The following is a 20657-nucleotide window of genomic DNA, read 5'->3' as shown; positions in this document are numbered from 1 at the left end:
TTTTCACTAGGTAACCCGTGGCAATGAAAAAACCGCCGGAAACGGTCATGTCTCCAGGCGGTTTTTCAGTACAGCTTTCGCTTTGACAAAATAGTCGATCCCCGACCAAAGGGTGAAAAAGACAGCCAAGTACAAAATAATCTGTGAAATGCGCAAGGGAATGACGAATTGCAATGCTTCGTCGATTAAAATGACGACGATCGTTACGATTTGGAAAACCGTTTTTAGTTTTCCCAGCTTGCTGGCGGCAACCGTGTGTCCTTCCGCTGCCAAGATCGTCCGTAAGCCTGTTACGGCAAATTCCCGACCGATGATGATGACAGCCACCCAAGCGGAGATTTTGCCCAATTCAACGAGGGAAATCAACGCCGCCGAAACGAGCAGTTTGTCGGCTAAGGGATCTAAAAAGGTCCCAAAGCGGGTGATCTGTTTTCGTGAGCGGGCAATGTAGCCGTCTAAGCCGTCCGTACTGGCCGCCAGAATAAAGATAAAAGCGGCCAAGTACTGCCGGTAGGGTACTTCCGGAATGAGCAGAATGATCATGAACAACGGGACAAAGAGGATCCTCGTCAAGGTCACTTTATTAGCCAGGTTCATTGATCTCTTCCCCCATCAGGTCATAGTCATCTGCCGACGTGATTTTGACCTTGGCCCATTGGCCGGACATCAGATCTTTTCCTTTAAATTCGATAAACCCGTCCACTTCCGGTGCTTCCCGTTCACTCCGTCCCCGGTACAGACCGGGACTAACTTCCTCTTCCACGAGTACGGGAATCGTCCGTCCCACCCACTCCTGCTGAATCGACCGGGAGATGGCTTGCTGGAGAGTCATAGCTCGATGAAAACGTTCTTCTTTCACTTCGTCAGGCACTTGGTCCAGGTGGCGTCCGGCCGGTGTATCTTCTTCCCGGGAATATGTAAATACACCTACCCGGTCAAATCGCATTTCCTCAAGGAAGTCTAACAGTCGCTGGAATTTTTCTTCCGTCTCACCGGGAAGCCCTACGATGAAGGAACTGCGAATCGCCATGCCCGGGAGGTTGGCTCGTAAGTCCTTCACGAGTTGGCGGATTTCGGCAACGCTTGATCGGCGGTTCATCGATCGCAGCAGTTCGTCATCGGCATGCTGTAAGGGGAGATCGACGTAACGGCATACCTTCGGTTCCGCTGCCATCGCTTCAATCAGTTCCGGTGTGAAATGAGCCGGGTAGCAATACATGAGGCGGAGCCATTTCAAACCGTCGATGGGAGCGAGCCGGCGAATCAATTGGGGTAAACGAAAATCTCCATACCGATCCAAGCCGTAGCGGGTCGTATCTTGAGCGATCAGCAGAATTTCCTGTATTCCCCGTTCTGTGAGCGATTGCACCTCTTGGAAGACCGAGTCTTCTTCACGGGAACGAAAGGGTCCCCGCAAGTTCGGGATCATGCAAAAACCGCAGCGATTATCACAACCGTCAGCCACTTTCACGTAAGCATAATGAAAAGGTGTAGATAAAACACGAGGCATCGTATGGTCGTAAAGAAAGTCTGGTTGACCTACCTGGATAGTCTTTTTCCCTTGTAACACGTTTGCCACGATCGATGCAACTTTGGGGACTTCGCCAGGCCCCAAGAAGCCGTCCACTTCCGGCAGTTCCTTCGCCAAATCATCGGAATATCCTTGGGACAGACAGCCGGCCACGAGCAAAGCCTGGCATTTTCCCGATTCCTTAAACCGGACCAGTTCGAGGATCGTATTGATGGACTCTTCCTTAGCGGGGAGGATAAAACCGCAGGTATTGACGATCAGGACATGGGCGTCTTCTTCACGGTGTGTAATTTCGTACCCGGCATCGCGCAAAAGACCCAACATCACTTCCGTATCGACCCGGTTTTTTGCGCAACCCAAGCTGGTTATATTTACTTTCACGGTCAAAGCCTTTCCGCCCTTTCCCCCGCAAACAAATAATACGCCTCTTTCCCTCATGGGCAAGATGACGGTCTTTCACTAATATACTAGTATAATCTAAAGCTTTTGTGATGTCAAAAAGGCCTGCGTCCTTTTCCTTGTTTCTTGGGGACACTTTTTTTTCCTTTTTTATCGTCCCGTCCCATTTCCCGGTCATTATTTCCGGCTCCGGGACGAGGCGGACGAAGGAGCGTCTTCGGACCATGGCCGACCAAATCCATGCGTCCTGCTGCGCGCAAGGCCTGGTAGACGAGCGGATAATTTTCGGGACGGCGAAACTGGAGCAATGCCCGCTGCCGTGTTTTCTCTTGAGCCGACCGGGGGACATAGACAGGCTTCATCGTCCGGGGGTCGATTCCGGTGTAGTAAATACAGGTGGAAAGGCTCCCCGGCGTAGGGATAAAATCTTGCACCTGTTCCGGGTTATAGCCCCAGTCGCGGATCGTTTCAGCCAGTTCGATCGCTTCCCGGATACCCGAACCGGGATGGCTCGACACCAGGTAGGGGACTAAGTACTGCTCCTTACCGGCCTCCTTGTTAGCCCGCTCATATTCCCTTTTAAACGATTCGTACACATCGATTCCCGGTTTGCCCATACAACGGAGCACCTGTGGGGAAGCATGTTCCGGTGCCACCTTCAACTGCCCGCTCACATGGTGTTGACAGAGTTCTTTTAAAAACTCCCGCCGCTGAGCTGGTTTATCGGCCATTAAATAATCATAACGCAGACCGGAACGGATAAAGATCTTCTTTACGCCTTCCAACCGGCGCATTTTGCGCAGCAATTCCAGCAAGTCCTGATGATCCACGTCCAGATTGGGACAGGGTTTGGGATGAAGACATTGACGCTCCTTACAAGCTCCAGCCTTTAATTGTTTTTTACAAGCGGGCTGTCGGAAGTTAGCCGTTGGGCCGCCTACATCGTGAATATAGCCTTTGAAATTGGGGGCAGCGACCAGCTTTTTCGCTTCCCGCAACAGAGATTCATGGCTGCGGCCTTGGATGATCCTCCCTTGATGGAAGGTTAAGGCGCAAAAAGAACAACCGCCGAAACAGCCCCGCTGGGCCGTCAAACTAAACTCCACCTCTTCCAAGGCCGGTACGCCGCCTAGGTGGTCATAAGCGGGATGAGGTCGACGGGCAAAGGGCAAGTCGTAGACAGCGTCCAGTTCCTCGGTGGTGACCGGTTTTGAGGGCCGGTTCTGAACTAAGTACAAATCTCCATGAGGTTGGATGAGGATTTTTCCGGCAAAAGGATTTTGTTCTTCTTCTTGAACCTTGAAGGCCTTAGCAAAAAGAACCTTGTCTTCAGCGACTTTTTCGTAGGACGGTAAAAGAATTCGTTCTTGCTCCGGGATGGCTGAAATGTCCTGGGTGACATAACAGACGCCTTGGGTGTTCGCGCCAAGGGGGTAATCGAAAGATTGTCCTTCTGATTTCCCTTCCCGTCGTTGGACCAATTCTTTAGCGATTTCGATGATGGCCGACTCGCCCATGCCAAAGATGATCACATCGGCTTTGGCATCGAGCAAGACCGATCGGCGAACCTTGTCCTCCCAATAATCGTAGTGGGCAAAGCGTCGCAAACTCGCTTCGATACCGCCTAAGATCACTGGCGGTTCCTTATAAGCCTCACGGCACCGGTGGGCATAGACCAGCGAGGCCCGGTCTGGTCGAAGACCCCTCCGTCCCCCCGGAGAATAGGCATCTTCAGAGCGGCGCTTTTTGGCCGCCGTGTAATGGTTGACCATGGAATCGAGATTGCCAGCGGTCACGAGCCATCCGAGACGAGGTCTTCCAAGTGCTTTAAAATTCCTCGTATCTCGCCAGTCCGGTTGGCTGAGTATACCCACTCGGTATCCCTGATTTTCCAGGATCCGCCCGATGATGGCGGCGCCGAAACTGGGATGATCGACATAAGCATCTCCGGTGACCAGAATAAAATCGCAGGAGTCCCATCCCAACTGGTTCATCTCGTCTTTTGACATAGGTAGAAAAGGTGCTGCCATGGAACGACCCCCTTTTCGAATAGTTTGTCCGCCTGGCGAGCAAACAAAGCCGGCAGTGGGCCGGCTTCTTTAAATTCCGCTGCGAGATTCTATCAGTTCGACGGCGTCGCGCATGACCCGCTGCAGCGTCACTCGATTTTTATCTTCGATGATGGCCCGCCGAGGGATCGGAGGAAATTCACCGTCGCCGTCTCGCATCCGCGTCGGCAACGATACGGGACTGAGTGTCTGCCACCGCTGCAGCCAGCTGGAAGGGATCTCATCAGGCACTGCTTGATCGTTCATCTCTGCCCACAGCAACGTCCAGGCACGTGGCACGACACGCCAGTGATCATAACCGCCTCCGCCGAGAGCGAGCCATCGTCCTTGACAATAGGAGTGTGCAAGGCGGTGCGCCAAGCGGGGTATGGCCTCATATGTACGGGTCGTAAGGGCCAAATGGGTTAAGGGATCTAAATAGTGAGCATCACAGCCATTTTGGGTAATGATAAAATCCGGTTGAAACGCTTTCACCAGAGGTTCGACAGACCGCTCGTAAAGATCGATGAAAGAATCGTCCTCTGTATAAGGTTCTAAGGGAACATTGATGGAAAAACCGTAGCCATCAAAGCGGCCTCTTTCTTCGGCGTTTCCCGTTCCCGGAAAGAGATAGCGGCCCGTTTCATGGATCGATATGGTCAATACCATCGGATCATCGTAAAAGATCGACTGGACACCGTCGCCATGATGGGCGTCTGTATCGATATACAAGACCCGGATGCCGTATTTTCGTTGCAGGTAAGTAATGGCCACAGCGGCGTCATTAAAGACACAAAAGCCGGAAGCCCGGTTCCGGTGGGCATGGTGTAAACCGCCGGCGATCTGAAAGACATGGTCTGCCTTGCCTTCCATGATCAGCTTCGCCCCCTGCATGGTTGCGCCGACGACCAGCCGGGTGGCTTCGTCCATGCCGGGAAAGGGCGGTGTATCGTCCGTATCTAATCCGTACGTCTTCAGCAAGCTTGTCGGTGCTTTTAGGCGGCTGGCCTGCTCGATCGCGTCGATAAACCCTTCCGCATGAACCGGAAGCAGATCGTGGCGGCTACACATTTCCGGAAGGACAATTTGATCGGGCGTCACGATTCCCATCTGGCGGATGAGATCGACCGTTACGTCAAGACGGAGCGGATGAAAGGGATGTTCCGGGCCGAATTGATAGGTATGGAACTCAGGCGAGTAAATCAACAGGGATTGTTTACTCATATTAGTCCCCTCCGAGGCTCATCGGAAATAGGACCGGATAACCGGCGGATTTAATTTGCTCGATAATCCGCCGGGGATCAAAGGTGGCAATTCGCAATGAAACAACCCGTTTTTCCATGTTTTTGTCCGGATTGATGTAGATACTGATGATGTTTATTCCATTATCTTTGATGATCCGAGTGATGTCCAGCAATGCTCCTGGCTGATTGGGGAGTTCTATTTCCAGGTGAGATCCCGGTTGGCCCATCCCCATCAGGTCGACGAGCGCATGGAGCAGATCGGATGTGGTGACGATACCCACTAGTTTACCCTTTTGTACCACCGGCAGGCAACCCACCCGGTGTTCGTAAATCATGCGGGCTGCATCTTCAATAGCATCAAGGGGATGAACGGTGACGACCTGTGCATGCATGATATCTTTGACATACGTGCTTGTCAAAATGTCTAACTTTTCAGAACATAAAACCGATGGTTTTACATCACGCAAGTCCCGATCCGATATGATGCCGATCACTTCATTTTCTTCTACCACTGGAAGGTGACGAACCCGCATTTTTTCGGCCAGTGTCAAGGCATCGAAGACTGACGTATCCGCTTTGACGACAGAGACATCACGGATCATGATTTCCTCAACGAGCATTTTCTCCCGCCTCCTGCTCCAGCTTGCCCTTAAAACATCCAGCGATTTTGATAGAGCGATTCCTCAAATAAAAGCAGCCGATCTCGAGGAACCTTTTTGCCGATGCGAACCATCAGCATATTGGCCGGGTGTGCCAGAATGTCCGGTTCATCGGTACCGATCCGCTTAAAGCCGACTCGGCCGAAGTGTTGTTCCAAGAAGCGCTGATATTCCCAAACAGAAAAGCCTTTCCCCTTCAAATCCCAATGCCAATAATATTCGGTAGCGATAATGATCGATTCGTTGAAAAAATCTTCTGAGAAAGCGACTTCGAGCAGGTTCGAACTGATGCTCATTCCTCGCCAGTTCCGGCTCACTTCGATAGCGCCCATCTCCAACATGCCGGGCACCTGGCTTTTCGCCCAGCGGGCAAACTCTTCCGGTGGATGGACGGTGATATAGCCGACGATTCGGTGATCCCAAGTGGCCAAGAAAATTAATCCCTTTGGTAGATCGGCGATTTCCAGGAGCGCTTCTTGTTGTTCCTTCGGCGTCCGGAAGGCGCACAAACCTTCATCCATCTCGAATTGTTTAATTTCCCCGGCAGGGACGGGACCATGGATCTGCACCACACCCCGTTCTGTTGCAAGTTTCCGGGGAATTCGAGGAACCTTGAATTCGTTGGTCAATGGACATCCCACCTTTTTTAATTACCTGCGAATTACAATGGGAACTTGAACTTGAGCAGGAGTTTTCACTCAATACAGCGAAAATGATGTACCATGTGACAAGCCTCGACACTATTGGAGGTGAATTTTCTGCCACAGGTTCAGCGTCGTTCTTCTCCTCGCTCCCGTCGGCGTTACAAGCGCCGCCGGAAAATTTTGGACCCTCTGCGGCTGTTTTTGACCTTATTATCGATTGGGTTGTTTATCGGGATTCTGATCTCGGGCGCTGTCTATATGTACGTTCGTCCCTCGGCGACGGCCGCCCCGACGTACTGGGAAACCTTGGGAAGCTATTATTATAGGCAACTGATTTGGACCCTCTTCGTCGCCTTTTTGGCTGCCATCACTCTGCTAGCACTGCGGGTCAGCTATCAACTGGCGTCCAAACGGCCACCTATGGACGACAAAGGCTTTTGGCGTGTTAAAGGGATCCTGCTTGGGCTGACCGGTCTATTCTTTGTCGAACTCTTTGGATTGGCTGTGCAGTCTCTCGACGCCTATTACGCTTATTACGATGCGGCACACCCTGCACAAGGGGAAGGGAAGTACTTGAAAGGGGTTACCGAAGGGGGCAAAAGAGAGATCAGCTTAGATATAAACAACGAAGTCAAAACCTTCCGGGCGCCCTTGGATGACGGCTGGAAAGCAATAAAATGGAACGAATCGGTCCTATTCCAATATGGTGAGAAAACCGGTTACTTGGCTACGATAGAAGTGGCTCCTGTTCCTGAAGCCCCACCGCTAGAACAACAAACACCAGTGGAACCAGCCGTTGAAAAGCCAACCACTTCCTCAGCTTCGACAACGGCACCGGCAAAAGCGACTTCTAAAGCGGTGTCGAAACCGACAACCCCGGCTAAACCTTCCGCTTCCCAAGGACAAAAAAGCAACCATTAGTGAAATTCAAAAGTGGCACCCCCCAGGCAGGGTTGCCACTCTTTTTTGTTAGCGCAAGTGCTCAATCACCATGAGACAGATGTCGTCAGGCTGTGGCGCATTTTGGGCAAAGGCGGAAATACGAGCTATGATCTCTTTGGCCATCTCTTTCGCCGGTAAATGCCTCAACTCCTCGACGAGTGCAACAAAGCGGCTTAATCCAAAGATTTCTTTTTGTTCATCGACTACATCATAAATCCCGTCAGTATAGAGGACAAGCTTATCGCCCGGTTTGATGTCTATCTCCCTAGATTCGTACTGAGCCGTATCGAAAAGCCCCAGAGGGAAGCCTTCTGTGTCCAGTTTTTCGACAGCATCTCCGTCTCCACGGAGAAGGAGGGGACTTGGGTGACCGGCGTTGGCATACTGGATGCGACCGGTCGATTGATTGATGACAACGGAAAAAGCAGTCACGAAAGTGCCTGTTAGTTCCCCTTCGACCATCTTGCCAAACTGCCGGTTCAATTGATCCAAGACAAGGCCTGGTTCATGGGCCTCTTGGGTGATGGATCGCATCATCGTGCTGATCACCATAGTCAGCATGGCGGCAGAAACACCATGACCAGACACGTCGGACAAAAAGATGCCGATCTGATCGTGGCTGATGGGAATGAAGTCGTAAAAATCGCCGCCAATCTCTATGGTCGGACGATAGGTGACTTCAAAGGCGAGTTTATTCATATTCGGAAATTCCGCAGGCAGCAAGTGTTGTTGCACATGGCGCGCCATGCGAAGTTCCTCCGTCAGAATCGCATTTTTCGCTTCGATTTCTTGATAGCTTTTTTCCAACTGGCGATATAACTTGCGGATGCGCAAAAGCGATTTTACCCGCGTGAGCAGTTCGACGCGGTTAAAAGGCTTGCTGATAAAATCATCGGCACCCGCTTCTATGCCTTTAATACGGTCCTCCACTTCATGAAGGGCCGTCACCAGAACGACGGGAATCAGTTGGGTATGAGGGTCCTCTTTTAGCTTGGCACAAACCTCAAATCCATTCATCCCAGGCATCATGACATCAAGCAGAATTAAATCAGGCAATGTCTTTTTAATTGTCTCGAGGGCTTGTTCTCCATTGAAGGCCGTGACGACTTGATATCCGGCGCGGGTCAGTTGCAGCCGCATCAATTCGACATTGGTCACCACGTCATCGACGACCAGGATTTGAGCACCCGATTCCCAGGACTCCTCAAACACCACTATGCCCTCCCCCAAAGGCGATTCTTCCTGCATTATACCACATTTGTAAACTTATCTGCTATGCGCCCAAATACCTAAAACCTTTAAAAATCATAAGCACCGGATGGCGACGTATGCCGTTCCGGTGCTTATGATCAATGATCACCTGTTTTTCTATCGGGATGCAACCGCTTAGGGCTTCCCGTATTGGTGCCTTGCACAAAAGGAGCCACATCTGTCGAAGGTCCGTTCTGTGCCACCTCTCGCCAGTACCTTTCGGCGCGATACTCATGCTGATCAGACAATTCTGCGCTGATCTCGTTCCATCGGTCTGAAGGTCGCTTGCCCTTTTCGCCTGTAATGATATCCTTGTCCAAGATTACCTCCTGCCTTTCGCCTGCTCTAACCTACAGGGTGTAGTATTCCTGAACTGTAGCGCCCCATGCGATCTACTGATACATCGCGATGATGGGATGGGGAATCTCATCGAGAGACTTAAAGACAAAGCCCTGCTCTTTAAGGTCCTCTATAATGGACGGAAGCGCTACCGGCAAGGTGTTTTTACCGGTGCCGTCATGAAAGAGAATGACAACGCTATTTTTGTTTGCCGTTTGCCTGGATACTTGCCCACGAATCGTATCCGCAGACACGACGGGAGCGGAGGAGTCCTTAGAATCGACATTCCAATCGTGGATCAAGTACCCTTGTTCGATTAACTTCTTGGCTAAAGCCTCGCTGAAGTTTCCCCGAGTTCCTCCGGGTGCACGAATCACTTTTGGTTTTAACCCGATGGTGTTGTTGAGCACCTCTTCGGCGTGATAGAGATCTTCGAAGAATGACTCCGGATTGGAATAGATGTACTTGTATTTATGAGAATAGGTATGATTGCCAACAAGATGACCTTCTGAGACGATACGTTTGACCAGTTCAGGGTATACTTCAACCCGATTGCCGATGACAAAAAAAGTGGCCTTAATCTTATGTTGTTTTAATATATCTAACACCATCGGGGTAATCTCGCTGGGCCCATCATCAAAGGTTAGGTATGCAACTTTTTTCGCTTCGTTATTTTTTTTAGGCACGGGCACTTCACTGGAAGACACGGCCGGTTTAATCATTTCCAGCGGCGGTGCTGTTTCGGCAATCTTTTCTTCCTTTTCGGTCTTCCCTTCCGGTGAGTTAGTCGATGGAGTCGAGATATCATGAGGCGTACCCTCTTGTAGGGGTTCTCCCGCCATGGCTACCACGCCGTGATTGCTCAACCAGGGTAGGAATTTTATCAATAGAAGATCCCTTTTCTGGGGAGAAACGCTTTGGTAATATAATCCTATTTGAACCAAAAAGAAAAAACAAAAGGAAACAATAAACAGCGTTATCAGCGGAACAGCGAGGTTCCGCGGTTCTTGTCCCACTATCAAGCCCCCTTCCTGCTTATATATTTTAAGTCATGGACCGAAATAATTCTACTTGTTCCGCTCTTGCATTATCTCCCAATAAAAAAAACAGGCACCTGCTTCAGGCGCCTGTTCCGTTATCAAATTGGTTGCGGGGGCAGGACTTGAACCTGCGACCTTCGGGTTATGAGCCCGACGAGCTGCCAGCTGCTCCACCCCGCGACAATATGGCTCCTCGAGTAGGATTCGAACCTACAACCTACCGGTTAACAGCCGGTTGCTCTACCGTTGAGCTATCGAGGAACAATTACAAAAATGAGTATACAACAGTTCTATCCTAGCGTCAAGTTTTCTCTGAATTTAAAGCAGTGGTAACTTTGCCCAGCGGAATCTTAGTCTCTTCTAACGGCATGCCGAATTTCTCTTAGATCTGCCTCGAGATTTTCCGATTCATAGACAAGGTTGCCGACGACGACCACACGAGCGAATTGTGCGGCCTGTTTCGCTTGCCATCCCCTTTTAATGCCGCCGCCATAGATCAACGGTATGGCAGGTATTTTTCCACTTAAACGGGCCAGCCGGTCCATGGAGCCGAAGGAACCGCTATACTCAATATAAATCCAGGGAACGCGAAAAAGAAGATGCCCCACTTGGGCAAGACCGGTCATATGGTCATCGTCTATTTGAGTATTTGCCTCGGTGCAGACGGCCACAGCCGACTCGGGGTTTAATACGATATAGCCGACGGGGAAGACATTTCCCGGGAGGCTCAATCCATTCCACCGATTGACTTGCTGGATCGCTTTCGCGTGAGCTCCCAAGATCCACTTGGGATCGGTGGAGTTTAGCACGATGGGAACCCAATATTCATCGGCGTCCTCGACGAGACATTCGGCACCGGTAATTTCGATGATCTTTCTGCCGGGAAAAGGCTTTATTTCCTCCCATAAATCGTTGATTTTTTGACCAGTAATACCTTGTGTACCACCGATAATGATTGCATCTGCATCACAACCCATCACTGCTAGCAAGCGCTCTTGATCTAACGGCCGATCGGGATCCAACTTAATCATCAATTGAGGCACCAAACCACCTATACCTTCCATTTCGATTCTTTCTAACATAAAGCACGAATTTCTTACCAATTGTAGCAGGATTTTCGCAAATTATGGTGAATAAATAAATCTGAATCGCAACAGGGCGGAGTATGCTCCGGAAGAGCACCGGCTCTGCCGGTCCGTGGGTTCGACTCCCATGACCCGCACCAAAACAGGGGTAGTCATAGAAGTGGTAAGATTTTAGGAATGTGGCGCCTGAATCGAAAGGGTTCGAATCCCCTAGCTGCCCCTAATCGAATTTAAGCCTTCAGTCAACGACTGAGGGCCTTTAATTTTTAAATGAACCCGAAGAAAAAGGAGGGGTCAGATTCACCCTCCCTTTCCACCGAATTCATCCCATAAAAAAGCTCGGCTTAACCGGCTAGAATTCCGTCATTTCTACATATTGAGATGCTTGTAAATCGACAATTCCACTCGATGAAGGTGATCATACATCAACTCTTGAGCCGCAGGCGCGTCACCATTTTCTATGGCCCGGTAGACTTTTATATGTTCGTCCAAAAGGCGTTCCCGAACACCGGGCGTTGCCAAGAGTTGGATCCGGCTCGTCCGTAAGGTTTGACGCATCGTATCAGAAATCGTGTGCATCAGGCGAAGCAACAAGGAATTGTCAGCAGCTTCTGCAACAGCGAAATGGAAGCGAAAATCGGCATCTTCACCGGTGACACTGTTTTGGATGTCTTGCTCCATCTGTTGCAGCGCTAGTTGCATCGATTGGAGATTGCTCTCTTTTCTACGCTGCGCTGCCAAACCAGCACCACCGACTTCCATGATTTTTCGAACCTCAAGAATTTGACGAGGTAAATCCTGTTCGACTAACAAAAGCATGGCAAGGGGCTCAATGATTCCGTTCACAGACGGTTGTCGAATAAAAGCTCCGTCGCCAGGCTTAATATCGATCATCCCCATTGCTTCCAAAGCGCTTAACGCTTCACGGACGGCAGCACGGCTGACTTTTAAGTGCTCAGCCAACTCTCTCTCCGATAACAGCCGGTCTCCAGCTTTTAAGTTTCCGCTTCGAATCAGATCTTTGATTTGTTCAACGATTTCCTCATATATTTTTTTCGTTCGAATTGGACGAAGCTCCATAACTATCTCCCCTTCCCATAGTTCGAATTATTTCGCCATGAAGTTGTCTAAATCCTGCTAGAGGTTAGACCACCAGACCAATATTCTATAAAAACTTGAGAAGAGGTCTTCCTGGACTTATTTTAACCCTAATGGATATAATTTTCAAAATGTTTGCCACTTTTTTACGGGGCGGCTTCCACAATCTCTCGCCAGCGTTCTGGTACCGAGCTATAGCGATAACCATCCTGCTCATTGGTCACGGCGAAAGAGAGTGCATCGGGAATACCGATTAAGATCACTTTATCCCGTGCGCGGGTGACCGCCGTATAGACGAGATTACGCCGCAACATCCGGCGATGCTGTAAGGTCATCGGCATCACCACGACGGGATACTCGCTCCCCTGGGCTTTATGGACAGTCGTAGCATAGGCCAGGGTCAACTGGTCCCATTCAGAGCGCCCATAAGCAACCCGGCTGTTTTCGTCGAACTGTACGACGATCGTGTCCTCATCGGCCTCTTCTTCCCCGCTCAGCAATACCTCAGCGATGAACCCCACGTCTCCATTGAAAACATCTTTCTCGTAATTGTTCTTCAGTTGCATCACCTTATCACCGGTACGAAAGACAATCGTCCCGAGTTTTACTTCGCGGACACCTACGATAAGTGGATTTAACTGCTCCTGTAACACTTTGTTTAAATTCCATACACCCACATCGGTATAACGCATAGGTGACAGCACCTGAATATCATCAAGAGAATAGCCGGCACGTTCCACGGCCCGGCTCACCGTCTGCTGAAGGGTCGACAGGATATCCTTTTGACTATTCCGCTGGAGAAAGATGAAATCATTGCGGCTATATAACTCCGGCAGTTCTCCCTTTTTTATGCGGTGAGCACCGGTGACAATGTCTGACGTTTCGGCTTGCCGGAAAATATGATTGAGGCGAATGATTGCACCGATCTTTTCGTCGATCATGTCCCGGAGAACTTGTCCCGGTCCAACCGACGGCAACTGATCCTGATCGCCCACGACGATCAGCTTGGCACCTCTGCGCAAAGCCTGCAACAAGTTGGCCATCATGACGATATCGACCATAGACACTTCGTCGACAATGACTACATCCGCTTCCAGGGGTTCCAGTTCTCCCAGCAATCCATCGCCTTCACCGCCGCGGAGGCCGAGCACTTTGTGGATGGTCGACGCAGGCTGACCGGTCGTTTCGGCGAGCCGTTTGGCAGCTCGTCCAGTTGGTGCACAGAGCACGATTTCGGCGTTCGGCTGGGCGCGGTTGACCAAGGCGATCAGCCCGCGCACGATAGTCGTCTTTCCTGTCCCTGGGCCGCCTGTGATCACCGTTAAGCCATGACGGGCGACCGCAAAGAAAGCTTCTTTCTGTTCTTCGGCATATTTGATGCCAAAATCCTCTTCCATCGTGGTGATCACAGTGGATACGTCCACCGCCCAAGTTCGCCTTTCCTTAGCTAAGTCATATAACCTTTCAGCGACAAACTTTTCGGCCCGGAATAACTCCGGTAAATAGCATCCCTCTCGATAGGTACGGATAAATCGTTCCTCGGCTGCTCGCAGCAATTCTTGCTGAAGAACCGCATCTTCCGGCGGCTCCGGATACTGGTTTGATTGAGCCAAAAGGCTCTTGCTGCTTGAGAGCAAAACTTCCAGAGGAAGGTAGACATGGCCTTCATCACGAGCCATATAGAGCGTATAGATGAGCGCAGCTTGCAACCGCTTTTGTTCATCGCCGCGAAAGCCTAACCGGTAAGCAATACTGTCGCATTGAGAAAAGGGGACATAGAGATCCAATGCAAGCCGATATGGGTTTTCTTCGACCAACTCTAGGCTCTCTCGTCCATATTTACGAAAAATCCGGTAGACCAATTCGCCTTCGATACCGTAACTATTGAGGGCTACCATCAGATTTTCACCAAAAGCAAATTCTTGATAAGATTCCAGGACCGTCAACGCCTTCGCCTTGGAAAGCCCTTCAATCTCATAAATCTTCTCGGGGTCCTTTTGAAGAATGGACAATACGTCCACCCCAAAAGACTTGACCAATTTTTTTGCGGTCTTGCGACCGATACCTTTGATGATCCCGCTGGACAAAAACTTTTCCATCGCTTGAGGAGTCGCTGGTGGAAGCATCCGGCAAGAGACAAATCGAAATTGCCTGCCGAAACGGGGATGCTCGACCCAATCTCCCTCCAATGTATAAGCAAGACCGGTCTCCGCTGTTAACAAGGGACCTACTGCCGTCACTCGTTCCTTCTCACATGTAAACACAGCAACCGTATAGGCTTCTTGCTGAAACAAAATGCGCTTCAATTCACCTGTTAGCTGTTCCAATGAAAACCCGCCTTGCGCTGAAGTCTGTCTATTTTGTATTGTCAACCATATGTTGTTTATCCGTTGACAATATTCAAGGATAAGCATACAATCGTATGCGAGGGTCAACGAAGTACATAATTCAAAACCGCGAAAGGAGTTGGTGCTGTGAACACTCGTGACCTAACCTTATCCGCCCTCGTCGCAGCTACCATATATATTTCGTCTCAACTCTCATTTCCCCTGCCCTTTAGCCCAATTCCGATCACATTGCAAACCTTTGCCATTTTCCTCTTCTCACTTATCTTTCCGCCACGCATCGCTATTACCGGTATTTTGGTCTATCTGACGCTCGGTCTGATCGGATTGCCGGTCTTCGCCGGCGGCAATGGCGGAATTGCCGTTCTCTTAGGCCCCAAAGGAGGCTACCTGCTCGGCTACCTCATGGCCACCGTCGCCTGCAGCCTCTTAGCTCGGCACTGGTCCAGCTCCAATCTTTTACGGAACCTGATCATCTGTACTGCCGGAATGGTCATTATCTACGCCCTCGGAGTAACAGGGCTGATGGTAGTCACCTCTGTACCCCTTGAAAAAGCGCTTGTGCTTGGGCTCTATCCCTTTATCCCTGGAGACCTGGTGAAGTTGGGATTAGCGTCCACCCTTGCCATTACACTCGGACGGCGTATCGCTCACCAGTTTGCGCAGGATCCTTCCTAAAAAAATCGATCAAAAAACACCGGAAGAACGTTCATCGTTTTCCGGTGTTTTTCTTTATCAGTGTAAGTATTATTGTTTGGCTTCGTCGAAGAAGTTTTTAAGAAATCCCGCCGTCGTCTGTTGTGCCAGGGGAAGCAGCGTCTGCAGCGCCCGATCATAGTTGCTGCTGTTCTTGCCTTCCACATGAGGGAACCAGTCATAGGCGATGCGGGCGTTTTCTTCCACCCATGATTCGGGCCTCTTTTCTTTGTCATAGAGACCTTTGCAGGATACTGCGTATTCCCTTCGATGCTCTTCGGCAAACTGTTCAAACTCGCGATGACCTGAAAAGATTGCGCATTTGGCATGATGAGGTACACATAGATCTTGAACAAAATGACAAGCTGCTCCGAGGAAAAACATAGCCTGATCCGTTTTATGACGGCGAAATAAGCGAAGAGCCCGATGATAGTACTGCCCGATCTCGTGGACTGCGTGAGATCCGCCAAAAAGACCCCTTCCCCGAACAGGATGATAATAGTGAGCTATGTTACGCCAACCTTGATCGATCCAACGAACTCCATCGCTGAGACTGGAATGATGAAAAGATACCTGTAACGCTTCTGACTCGTGCCCATCATTCCATAAAATTTCCTTCGCTTGGATGATGCAAAAATCGTGGGTGATGCTGGAAAGGGCGCCTACCATCTCTTGCGTAGGCAAAGCCGTTGTCAACAGCCATCGGGCAGCCGTCTGGACCGGTGGGCCACCAATTGAAAACCGCACGCCCAACCACCTTCTTAAAAAGGAGTCACTTGATAACCCAATTTGATTCTATCATGCACTTGTTAACACATAATAAAGTTTGCGTTAATATAGGATGAACCATTTTTTACGAAAAAATTACAAAACAAAAAACCTGGGCGAACCCAGGTTGATTTTCGGGGGGAAGCCCCTGGGGAAGGGGCTTCCAGAGGAGAAACATAGGGGAAATTAAGGGGGTAATCCCCTACATTTCTATCTTATCCAGGATAATTCGGCCTTATACGCCGATTAAATCGCTTCTTTGTAATAATTGGACAACTTTCCGTTGTTGATATCGATATGTACCTGATTATACTGTTCGATCGTACCAATATCTTTCCAATAGCCTCTCGAATGGACACCATAAAAAGGCAGGTCTTTGTCGAGCAATAGTGGGAACAACTGCTTGGAAAAGTCAAAAAAGCCTTCCGGCATGTATGTAAAAATCTCTGGTTCGAGCACGTAAATCCCCGTGTTGATAGTGTTCGTGAAGACCTGCTCCGGCTTCGGTTTTTCGATAAACCGGCAGATGCGGCCATTTTCGTCGGTGACTACGATGCCAAACTGAGTCGGGTTATCTACCCAAGTCAAGGCCATGGTCGCTAAAGCTTGTTTCTTCTGGTGAAAGTGGATGATTTTTCCGAGGTGAATATCCGTTATGCCGTCCCCACTGATGACGAGAAAGGATTCGTCTAGATAATCCTGAGCTTGCTTGACAGATCCGGCCGTTCCCAGAGGTTCTTTTTCTACAAAGTATTCGAACCGTACTCCAAAGCGGGATCCGTCACCAAAATAATTCATAATTATTTTGGGTTGATAACAAAGGGTGACCGCAATGTCGGTAATCCCATGGCACTTCAGCAACATCACGGCATATTCCATCGCAGGGCGACCGTGTATGGGAACCATCGGTTTTGGCATGTTATCGGTGAGCGGGCGCAATCGAGTTCCCAACCCACCAGCCATAATCACGGCTTTCATAAGGATACACTCTCCCTTTTGGCCAGAAGCCAAAGATACTTTTTTCTATCTATTCTGGGTTACCCTCTTTTATGCACCTCCATTGTTATTTTGTTCCTTGTATTCTCAAGGCTTATCAAAAACAAGGAAATTTACTCATATTATACTACTTAGTCTAAAATAATTCCAGCCCCATCAACATTTTACCACTCAAAATCTCTACAAGGGTGTAACGATTTTGTTAACCTTTTTTTATTTTTCCATCAATTTATGCAGCGAGACTCTTCTTTCGCAGTCTTTTCTTTCAGGAAGCGGAAAAACTATCGGTCAGACGTCCTAATGGCGAGGTGAATCTATGCGAAGCATCTGGAAAGGGGCGATTAGTTTTGGCTTGGTTCACATTCCCATTAAGCTTTTTGCCGCTACGGAAGACAAAGATATTCGCTTCAACCTGCTGCATAAAAAATGTCATCGACCCATTCAATACCAAAAACGCTGTCCTTTCTGCGATGAGGAAGTGAAGCCCGAAGAAATTGTTAAAGGTTTTGAATATGAGAAAGGGCGCTATGTAGTCGTCACCCAAGAAGAACTGGAAGGATTAGAACCGGAAGGCAGCCGGGCCATTGATATTCAATCCTTTGTTGACTTAAAGGAGATCGATCCAATTTACTTTGTCAAGACCTATTACCTCTCTCCCGATCAGCACGGCCAAAAAGCCTATGCTCTTCTGAAAAGCGCCTTAACCGAAACAAACCGGCTCGCTTTGGCAAAGGTCATCTTGCGCTCCAAAGAGGTCTTGGCCGCACTGCGCGTATACGGCAGCGGATTAGCTATGCACACAATGCTTTTTCCTGAAGAAATCCGTTCTATCGACACACTGGGTGATTTGGGAACGGCCGTTGAAATCTCAAAAAAAGAGCAAACCATGGCCATTCAACTCGTCGAAAGCCTCACCGAACCCTTTCAACCGGATAAATGGAAAAGCGAATATCAGGAACGGATCGGACAATTCATCGAATCAAAAATCCAAGGCCAGGCTGTCGTCGAAGTACCTCAAGGACCGGCACCGGGAAAAGTGGTCGATTTGATGGAGGCCTTAAAAGCCAGTATCGAGCATGCGAAAGCTCAACAGGGGCCTCCTGTCAAACGACCTCGCCGGAAGACATCATGAAGCTGATTCAACCAATGGAACCGATTATCGCACCGGAACCCTTCGACGACCCGGACTATCTCTTTCAAATCAAATGGGATGGGATAAGAGCCTTAGCCTATGTGCAAGAAAAGGGCATCCGGCTCTTTAACCGTAAAGGCCGGGAGATCTCCCAGAAGTATCCCGAAATCACCGGAGCCGACATCCTGCTGCCCGGCGAAACGGGGATCGTAGACGGTGAGCTAATCGTTCTTGACGAAACAGGAAAACCGAGCTTTCCCCTGGTTCTCCGCCGGGATCGCACACAAACTGCTGGCTCTATACTCCGGGGTCTACAACAGTATCCTGTTCAATTTATGGCTTTCGATTTGCTCGAGCTAAACAGCAAGAGCTTGCTTGAAAAACCTCTCCACGATCGACTCGACATGCTCTCCACTCACTTGGTTACAAGTCAGAAGGTCTCGGTAACCGAGTCCTACCGGCAAGAGGGAACCATCTTCTTTCAAGGCATTCAGGATTTGGGATTAGAAGGAATGGTGGCTAAAGAAATACAAAGCCCCTATATCTCCGGCAAAAAACACTCAGCCTGGAAAAAGATTAAGAACTTCCGCTTCATCACCTGTTGGGTGATTGGCTATACCCAGTCTTTACCTGGCCGAATCGCTTCTTTCGCACTGGGAACAGAGAGCAACGAGAGTCCACCCTACGTAGGACGGGTCAGTTCCGGCATTACCGACAAGGAGGCAGTTCTATGGTATCAACGGCTGTACCCGGACCGCCAGAATCTATCGATCAAAACCGATTATCTACCGGTAACGCCACGATACCGGGTCAAAGTTCGCTTTTTAGAGTGGACCCCCGATTTGCACCTTCGCCACCCTTCTTATCTGGGCGAGGAAACCGGCTTGACGTGACTATAAAAGGCGATACCTTATCACTCACCAACCTAGATAAAATCTTCTGGCCTGAAGAGGGATATCAGAAAGGCGAATTGATTGAATACTACGCAAAAATCGCACCCTATTTACTGCCACATCTCCAAGGATACCCTCTTGTGCTCGTCCGCTATCCCGACGGCATAACGGGTAAATTCTTTTATCAAAAAGAAGCACCGGAGTTTCGCCCTGAATGGCTGCCGACCGTAGAGATTCCCTCCGAGGGGAAGCGAACAGTCATCCGCTATTGTATGGTCGAGGAAGAGCGGGATCTTCTCTGGCTCATCAATTTAGGCTGCATTGAGATCCATCCTTGGCTTTCGAGAATCGACGCGTTGAATAACCCCACGGCCATGGTTTTTGATTTAGACCCCCATGAATCACAAAGCTTTCAGACAGTCGTTGAGGTAGCCCAATTGGTCAAAAGTGCCTTAGATTCTTTCGGTCTCACTTCTTACCCAAAAACTTCAGGCGCATCAGGCATCCATGTATATGTGCCCGTCAAGCCTATATACGATTATCAGACAGTCCGGGAATGTGCCGTATTTATCGCTAAATTTATCGAAGAGGCAGATAAACGGGTCACCCTCACCCGGCAGATCAAAGACAGGGGGACAAGGTTGTATCTCGATTGTTGGCAAATCGCTCGTGGTAAGACTTTGGCCGGCGTCTACAGTCTCCGGCCGGTGAAAAAAGCGCCCGTGTCAACACCGCTTCATTGGGGGGAAATCGTTGGAACACTGTCACCGAGGCAATTCACGATGACAAACATTTTTGATCGGCTGCGTGAAAAAGGGGATCTCTTTCTCCCGGTCCTTACGCATCCCAATGATCTCGGCAACCTGTTGCCTTATGTTCAAAAGACAAAAAGCCATTCCTGACTTTGCGCCAGGAATGGCTTCGTTATTTCTTATGGTGCGAGAGGGGGGATTTGAACCCCCACGGTTGCCCACACGCCCCTCAAACGTGCGCGTCTGCCAGTTCCGCCACTCTCGCATTGATTATGGAGCCACTGACCGGGATTGAACCGGTGACCTTATCCTTACCAAGGATACGCTCTACCGACTGAGCTACAGCGGCATGAAAATGGTGATCCATGCTGGACTCGAACCAGCGACACCCTGATTAAAAGTCAGGTGCTCTACCAACTGAGCTAATGGATCTTATGGTGTTCCCCGAAAACTACACAGCGGTAGATTTTATTTGATTCCGCTACGGACGGTTCCCACGTCGTTACCGGCGGCAAAGCCGCCGACGACTGAGGTTACCAAGTCCCGCTGCATCAAATAAAATCTTCCAGATAGTAAAGCGTCAATGTAAGGTCAAGTCCTCGACCGATTCGTACCCGTCGACTGAACGCCTCACGGCGTGTACATCTCGGGCCGATCGACCAGGTCATCTTCCTGGGGTCTTACCTACTTATCGTAGTGGGAAGTCTCATCTTTGGGTCGGTTTCGCGCTTAGATGCTTTCAGCGCTTATCCGCTCCCGACATAGCTACCCAGCGCTGCCGTTGGCACGACAACT

General features: G+C 49.7%; 19 protein-coding genes, 5 tRNA genes and 1 rRNA gene. 5 read left to right on the top strand and 20 right to left on the bottom strand.

All coding sequences use genetic code 11. The features are described 5' to 3' along the window. Positions 1-45 precede the first annotated feature (45 nt). From pgsA to H1S01_RS14795, 6 genes are all read right to left on the bottom strand, one after another. Entirely contained in the window at positions 46-597 is a 552-nt protein-coding gene (gene pgsA, locus H1S01_RS14820) for a CDP-diacylglycerol--glycerol-3-phosphate 3-phosphatidyltransferase (protein ID WP_155477347.1), read from the bottom strand. Continuing rightward, positions 584-1918 (bottom strand): 30S ribosomal protein S12 methylthiotransferase RimO, encoded by a 1335-nt coding sequence (rimO, locus tag H1S01_RS14815; RefSeq protein WP_243237354.1) that lies wholly within the window; start codon positions 1916-1918, stop codon positions 584-586. Before rimO ends, pgsA begins: the two co-directional genes overlap by 14 nt. 107 nt (positions 1919-2025) lie before the next feature. Further along, positions 2026-3960 carry a YgiQ family radical SAM protein gene (locus H1S01_RS14810; protein ID WP_188041200.1) on the bottom strand — a complete coding sequence of 645 codons (1935 nt, stop codon included), beginning with the start codon at positions 3958-3960 and terminating at the stop codon, positions 2026-2028. 69 nt (positions 3961-4029) lie between these two features. Beyond that, the gene (locus H1S01_RS14805; RefSeq protein WP_188041199.1) at positions 4030-5202 is read right to left on the bottom strand and encodes an acetoin utilization protein AcuC; all 1173 of its coding nucleotides are present in this window, start codon (positions 5200-5202) and stop codon (positions 4030-4032) included. Between the two features lies 1 nt (position 5203). Continuing rightward, positions 5204-5842, bottom strand: coding sequence for a CBS and ACT domain-containing protein (locus H1S01_RS14800; RefSeq protein ID WP_188041198.1), 639 nt, complete (start codon positions 5840-5842; stop codon positions 5204-5206). A 29-nt stretch (positions 5843-5871) separates the two neighbouring features. Further along, positions 5872-6510, bottom strand: a complete 639-nt coding sequence (locus H1S01_RS14795) for a GNAT family N-acetyltransferase (RefSeq protein WP_207732356.1) — start codon at positions 6508-6510, stop codon at positions 5872-5874. 120 nt (positions 6511-6630) lie between these two features. On the opposite strand from H1S01_RS14795, the gene H1S01_RS14790 reads away from it, so the two are divergent. Beyond that, on the top strand, positions 6631-7446 hold the full coding sequence (locus H1S01_RS14790; RefSeq protein WP_188041196.1) for a hypothetical protein: 816 nt from the start codon (positions 6631-6633) through the stop codon (positions 7444-7446). A 48-nt stretch (positions 7447-7494) separates the two neighbouring features. Here the strand turns inward: H1S01_RS14790 and H1S01_RS14785 are convergent, their stop codons facing one another. From H1S01_RS14785 to recD2, 8 genes are all read right to left on the bottom strand, one after another. After that, positions 7495-8679: a SpoIIE family protein phosphatase gene (locus H1S01_RS14785; protein WP_188041195.1), complete on the bottom strand. Its 1185-nt coding sequence runs from the start codon at positions 8677-8679 to the stop codon at positions 7495-7497. 137 nt (positions 8680-8816) lie between these two features. Further along, complete coding sequence (locus tag H1S01_RS14780) at positions 8817-9038, bottom strand: hypothetical protein (protein WP_188041194.1); 222 nt, start codon at positions 9036-9038, stop codon at positions 8817-8819. Positions 9039-9110: 72 nt separating this feature from the next. Then, complete coding sequence (locus H1S01_RS14775; RefSeq protein ID WP_188041193.1) at positions 9111-9944, bottom strand: polysaccharide deacetylase family protein; 834 nt, start codon at positions 9942-9944, stop codon at positions 9111-9113. A gap of 257 nt (positions 9945-10201) precedes the next feature. Then, positions 10202-10277 (bottom strand) — tRNA-Met (locus H1S01_RS14770). Between the two features lie 6 nt (positions 10278-10283). Next, positions 10284-10358, bottom strand: a tRNA-Asn gene (locus tag H1S01_RS14765). An 89-nt stretch (positions 10359-10447) separates the two neighbouring features. After that, positions 10448-11161, bottom strand: a complete 714-nt coding sequence (locus tag H1S01_RS14760) for a geranylgeranylglyceryl/heptaprenylglyceryl phosphate synthase (protein ID WP_188041192.1) — start codon at positions 11159-11161, stop codon at positions 10448-10450. Positions 11162-11551: 390 nt separating this feature from the next. Continuing rightward, the gene (locus tag H1S01_RS14755; protein ID WP_188041191.1) at positions 11552-12262 is read right to left on the bottom strand and encodes a FadR/GntR family transcriptional regulator; all 711 of its coding nucleotides are present in this window, start codon (positions 12260-12262) and stop codon (positions 11552-11554) included. A 164-nt stretch (positions 12263-12426) separates the two neighbouring features. Beyond that, positions 12427-14607, bottom strand: a complete 2181-nt coding sequence (gene recD2, locus H1S01_RS14750; protein ID WP_188041190.1) for an SF1B family DNA helicase RecD2 — start codon at positions 14605-14607, stop codon at positions 12427-12429. Positions 14608-14754: 147 nt separating this feature from the next. Between recD2 and H1S01_RS14745 the strand changes: the two genes are divergently transcribed. Then, the gene (locus tag H1S01_RS14745) at positions 14755-15303 is read left to right on the top strand and encodes a biotin transporter BioY (RefSeq protein ID WP_188041189.1); all 549 of its coding nucleotides are present in this window, start codon (positions 14755-14757) and stop codon (positions 15301-15303) included. Positions 15304-15372: 69 nt separating this feature from the next. Here H1S01_RS14745 and H1S01_RS14740 read toward each other — a convergent pair whose 3' ends face one another. Both H1S01_RS14740 and H1S01_RS14735 read right to left on the bottom strand, forming a co-directional pair. Next, positions 15373-16068, bottom strand: coding sequence for a zinc dependent phospholipase C family protein (locus H1S01_RS14740; RefSeq protein WP_188041188.1), 696 nt, complete (start codon positions 16066-16068; stop codon positions 15373-15375). Positions 16069-16335: 267 nt separating this feature from the next. Continuing rightward, positions 16336-17067 carry a nucleotidyltransferase family protein gene (locus tag H1S01_RS14735; RefSeq protein WP_188041187.1) on the bottom strand — a complete coding sequence of 244 codons (732 nt, stop codon included), beginning with the start codon at positions 17065-17067 and terminating at the stop codon, positions 16336-16338. 334 nt (positions 17068-17401) lie between these two features. Between H1S01_RS14735 and ku the strand changes: the two genes are divergently transcribed. Genes ku through ligD form a run of 3 tightly spaced genes read left to right on the top strand, consistent with a single transcriptional unit; the run spans position 17402 to position 20012 of the window. Next, complete coding sequence (gene ku, locus H1S01_RS14730) at positions 17402-18217, top strand: non-homologous end joining protein Ku (RefSeq protein ID WP_188041186.1); 816 nt, start codon at positions 17402-17404, stop codon at positions 18215-18217. Further along, positions 18214-19110 (top strand): ATP-dependent DNA ligase, encoded by an 897-nt coding sequence (locus H1S01_RS21610; protein ID WP_243237353.1) that lies wholly within the window; start codon positions 18214-18216, stop codon positions 19108-19110. The genes ku and H1S01_RS21610 overlap by 4 nt, the downstream gene beginning before the upstream one ends. Next, on the top strand, positions 19107-20012 hold the full coding sequence (gene ligD, locus H1S01_RS14725; RefSeq protein WP_341479109.1) for a non-homologous end-joining DNA ligase: 906 nt from the start codon (positions 19107-19109) through the stop codon (positions 20010-20012). Before H1S01_RS21610 ends, ligD begins: the two co-directional genes overlap by 4 nt. A gap of 32 nt (positions 20013-20044) precedes the next feature. Here the strand turns inward: ligD and H1S01_RS14720 are convergent. The 4 genes from H1S01_RS14720 to H1S01_RS14705 form a co-directional block, all read right to left on the bottom strand. Beyond that, positions 20045-20127: transfer RNA gene (locus tag H1S01_RS14720), tRNA-Leu, on the bottom strand. Positions 20128-20135: 8 nt separating this feature from the next. After that, positions 20136-20211, bottom strand: a tRNA-Thr gene (locus H1S01_RS14715). 7 nt (positions 20212-20218) lie between these two features. After that, positions 20219-20294, bottom strand: a tRNA-Lys gene (locus tag H1S01_RS14710). Between the two features lie 155 nt (positions 20295-20449). Further along, positions 20450-20657 (bottom strand): 23S ribosomal RNA (locus tag H1S01_RS14705); the annotation flags it as partial.

It is taken from the genome of Heliobacterium chlorum, from assembly GCF_014502795.1.
Taxonomy (GTDB): domain Bacteria; phylum Bacillota; class Desulfitobacteriia; order Heliobacteriales; family Heliobacteriaceae; genus Heliobacterium; species Heliobacterium chlorum.
Note: the sequence above shows the minus strand (reverse complement) of the source record. Positions and strands in the feature narration are given on the sequence as shown.

Coding starts and splice junctions, on each gene's coding strand:
- H1S01_RS14735 (WP_188041187.1), bottom strand. CDS start 17,067: ATGAAAGCCGTGATTATGGCTGGTGGGTTGGGAACTCGATTGCGCCCG.
- pgsA (WP_155477347.1), bottom strand. CDS start 597: ATGAACCTGGCTAATAAAGTGACCTTGACGAGGATCCTCTTTGTCCCG.
- H1S01_RS14755 (WP_188041191.1), bottom strand. CDS start 12,262: ATGGAGCTTCGTCCAATTCGAACGAAAAAAATATATGAGGAAATCGTT.
- ku (WP_188041186.1), top strand. CDS start 17,402: ATGCGAAGCATCTGGAAAGGGGCGATTAGTTTTGGCTTGGTTCACATT.
- H1S01_RS14805 (WP_188041199.1), bottom strand. CDS start 5,202: ATGAGTAAACAATCCCTGTTGATTTACTCGCCTGAGTTCCATACCTAT.
- H1S01_RS21610 (WP_243237353.1), top strand. CDS start 18,214: ATGAAGCTGATTCAACCAATGGAACCGATTATCGCACCGGAACCCTTC.
- H1S01_RS14810 (WP_188041200.1), bottom strand. CDS start 3,960: ATGGCAGCACCTTTTCTACCTATGTCAAAAGACGAGATGAACCAGTTG.
- H1S01_RS14800 (WP_188041198.1), bottom strand. CDS start 5,842: ATGCTCGTTGAGGAAATCATGATCCGTGATGTCTCTGTCGTCAAAGCG.
- H1S01_RS14760 (WP_188041192.1), bottom strand. CDS start 11,161: ATGGAAGGTATAGGTGGTTTGGTGCCTCAATTGATGATTAAGTTGGAT.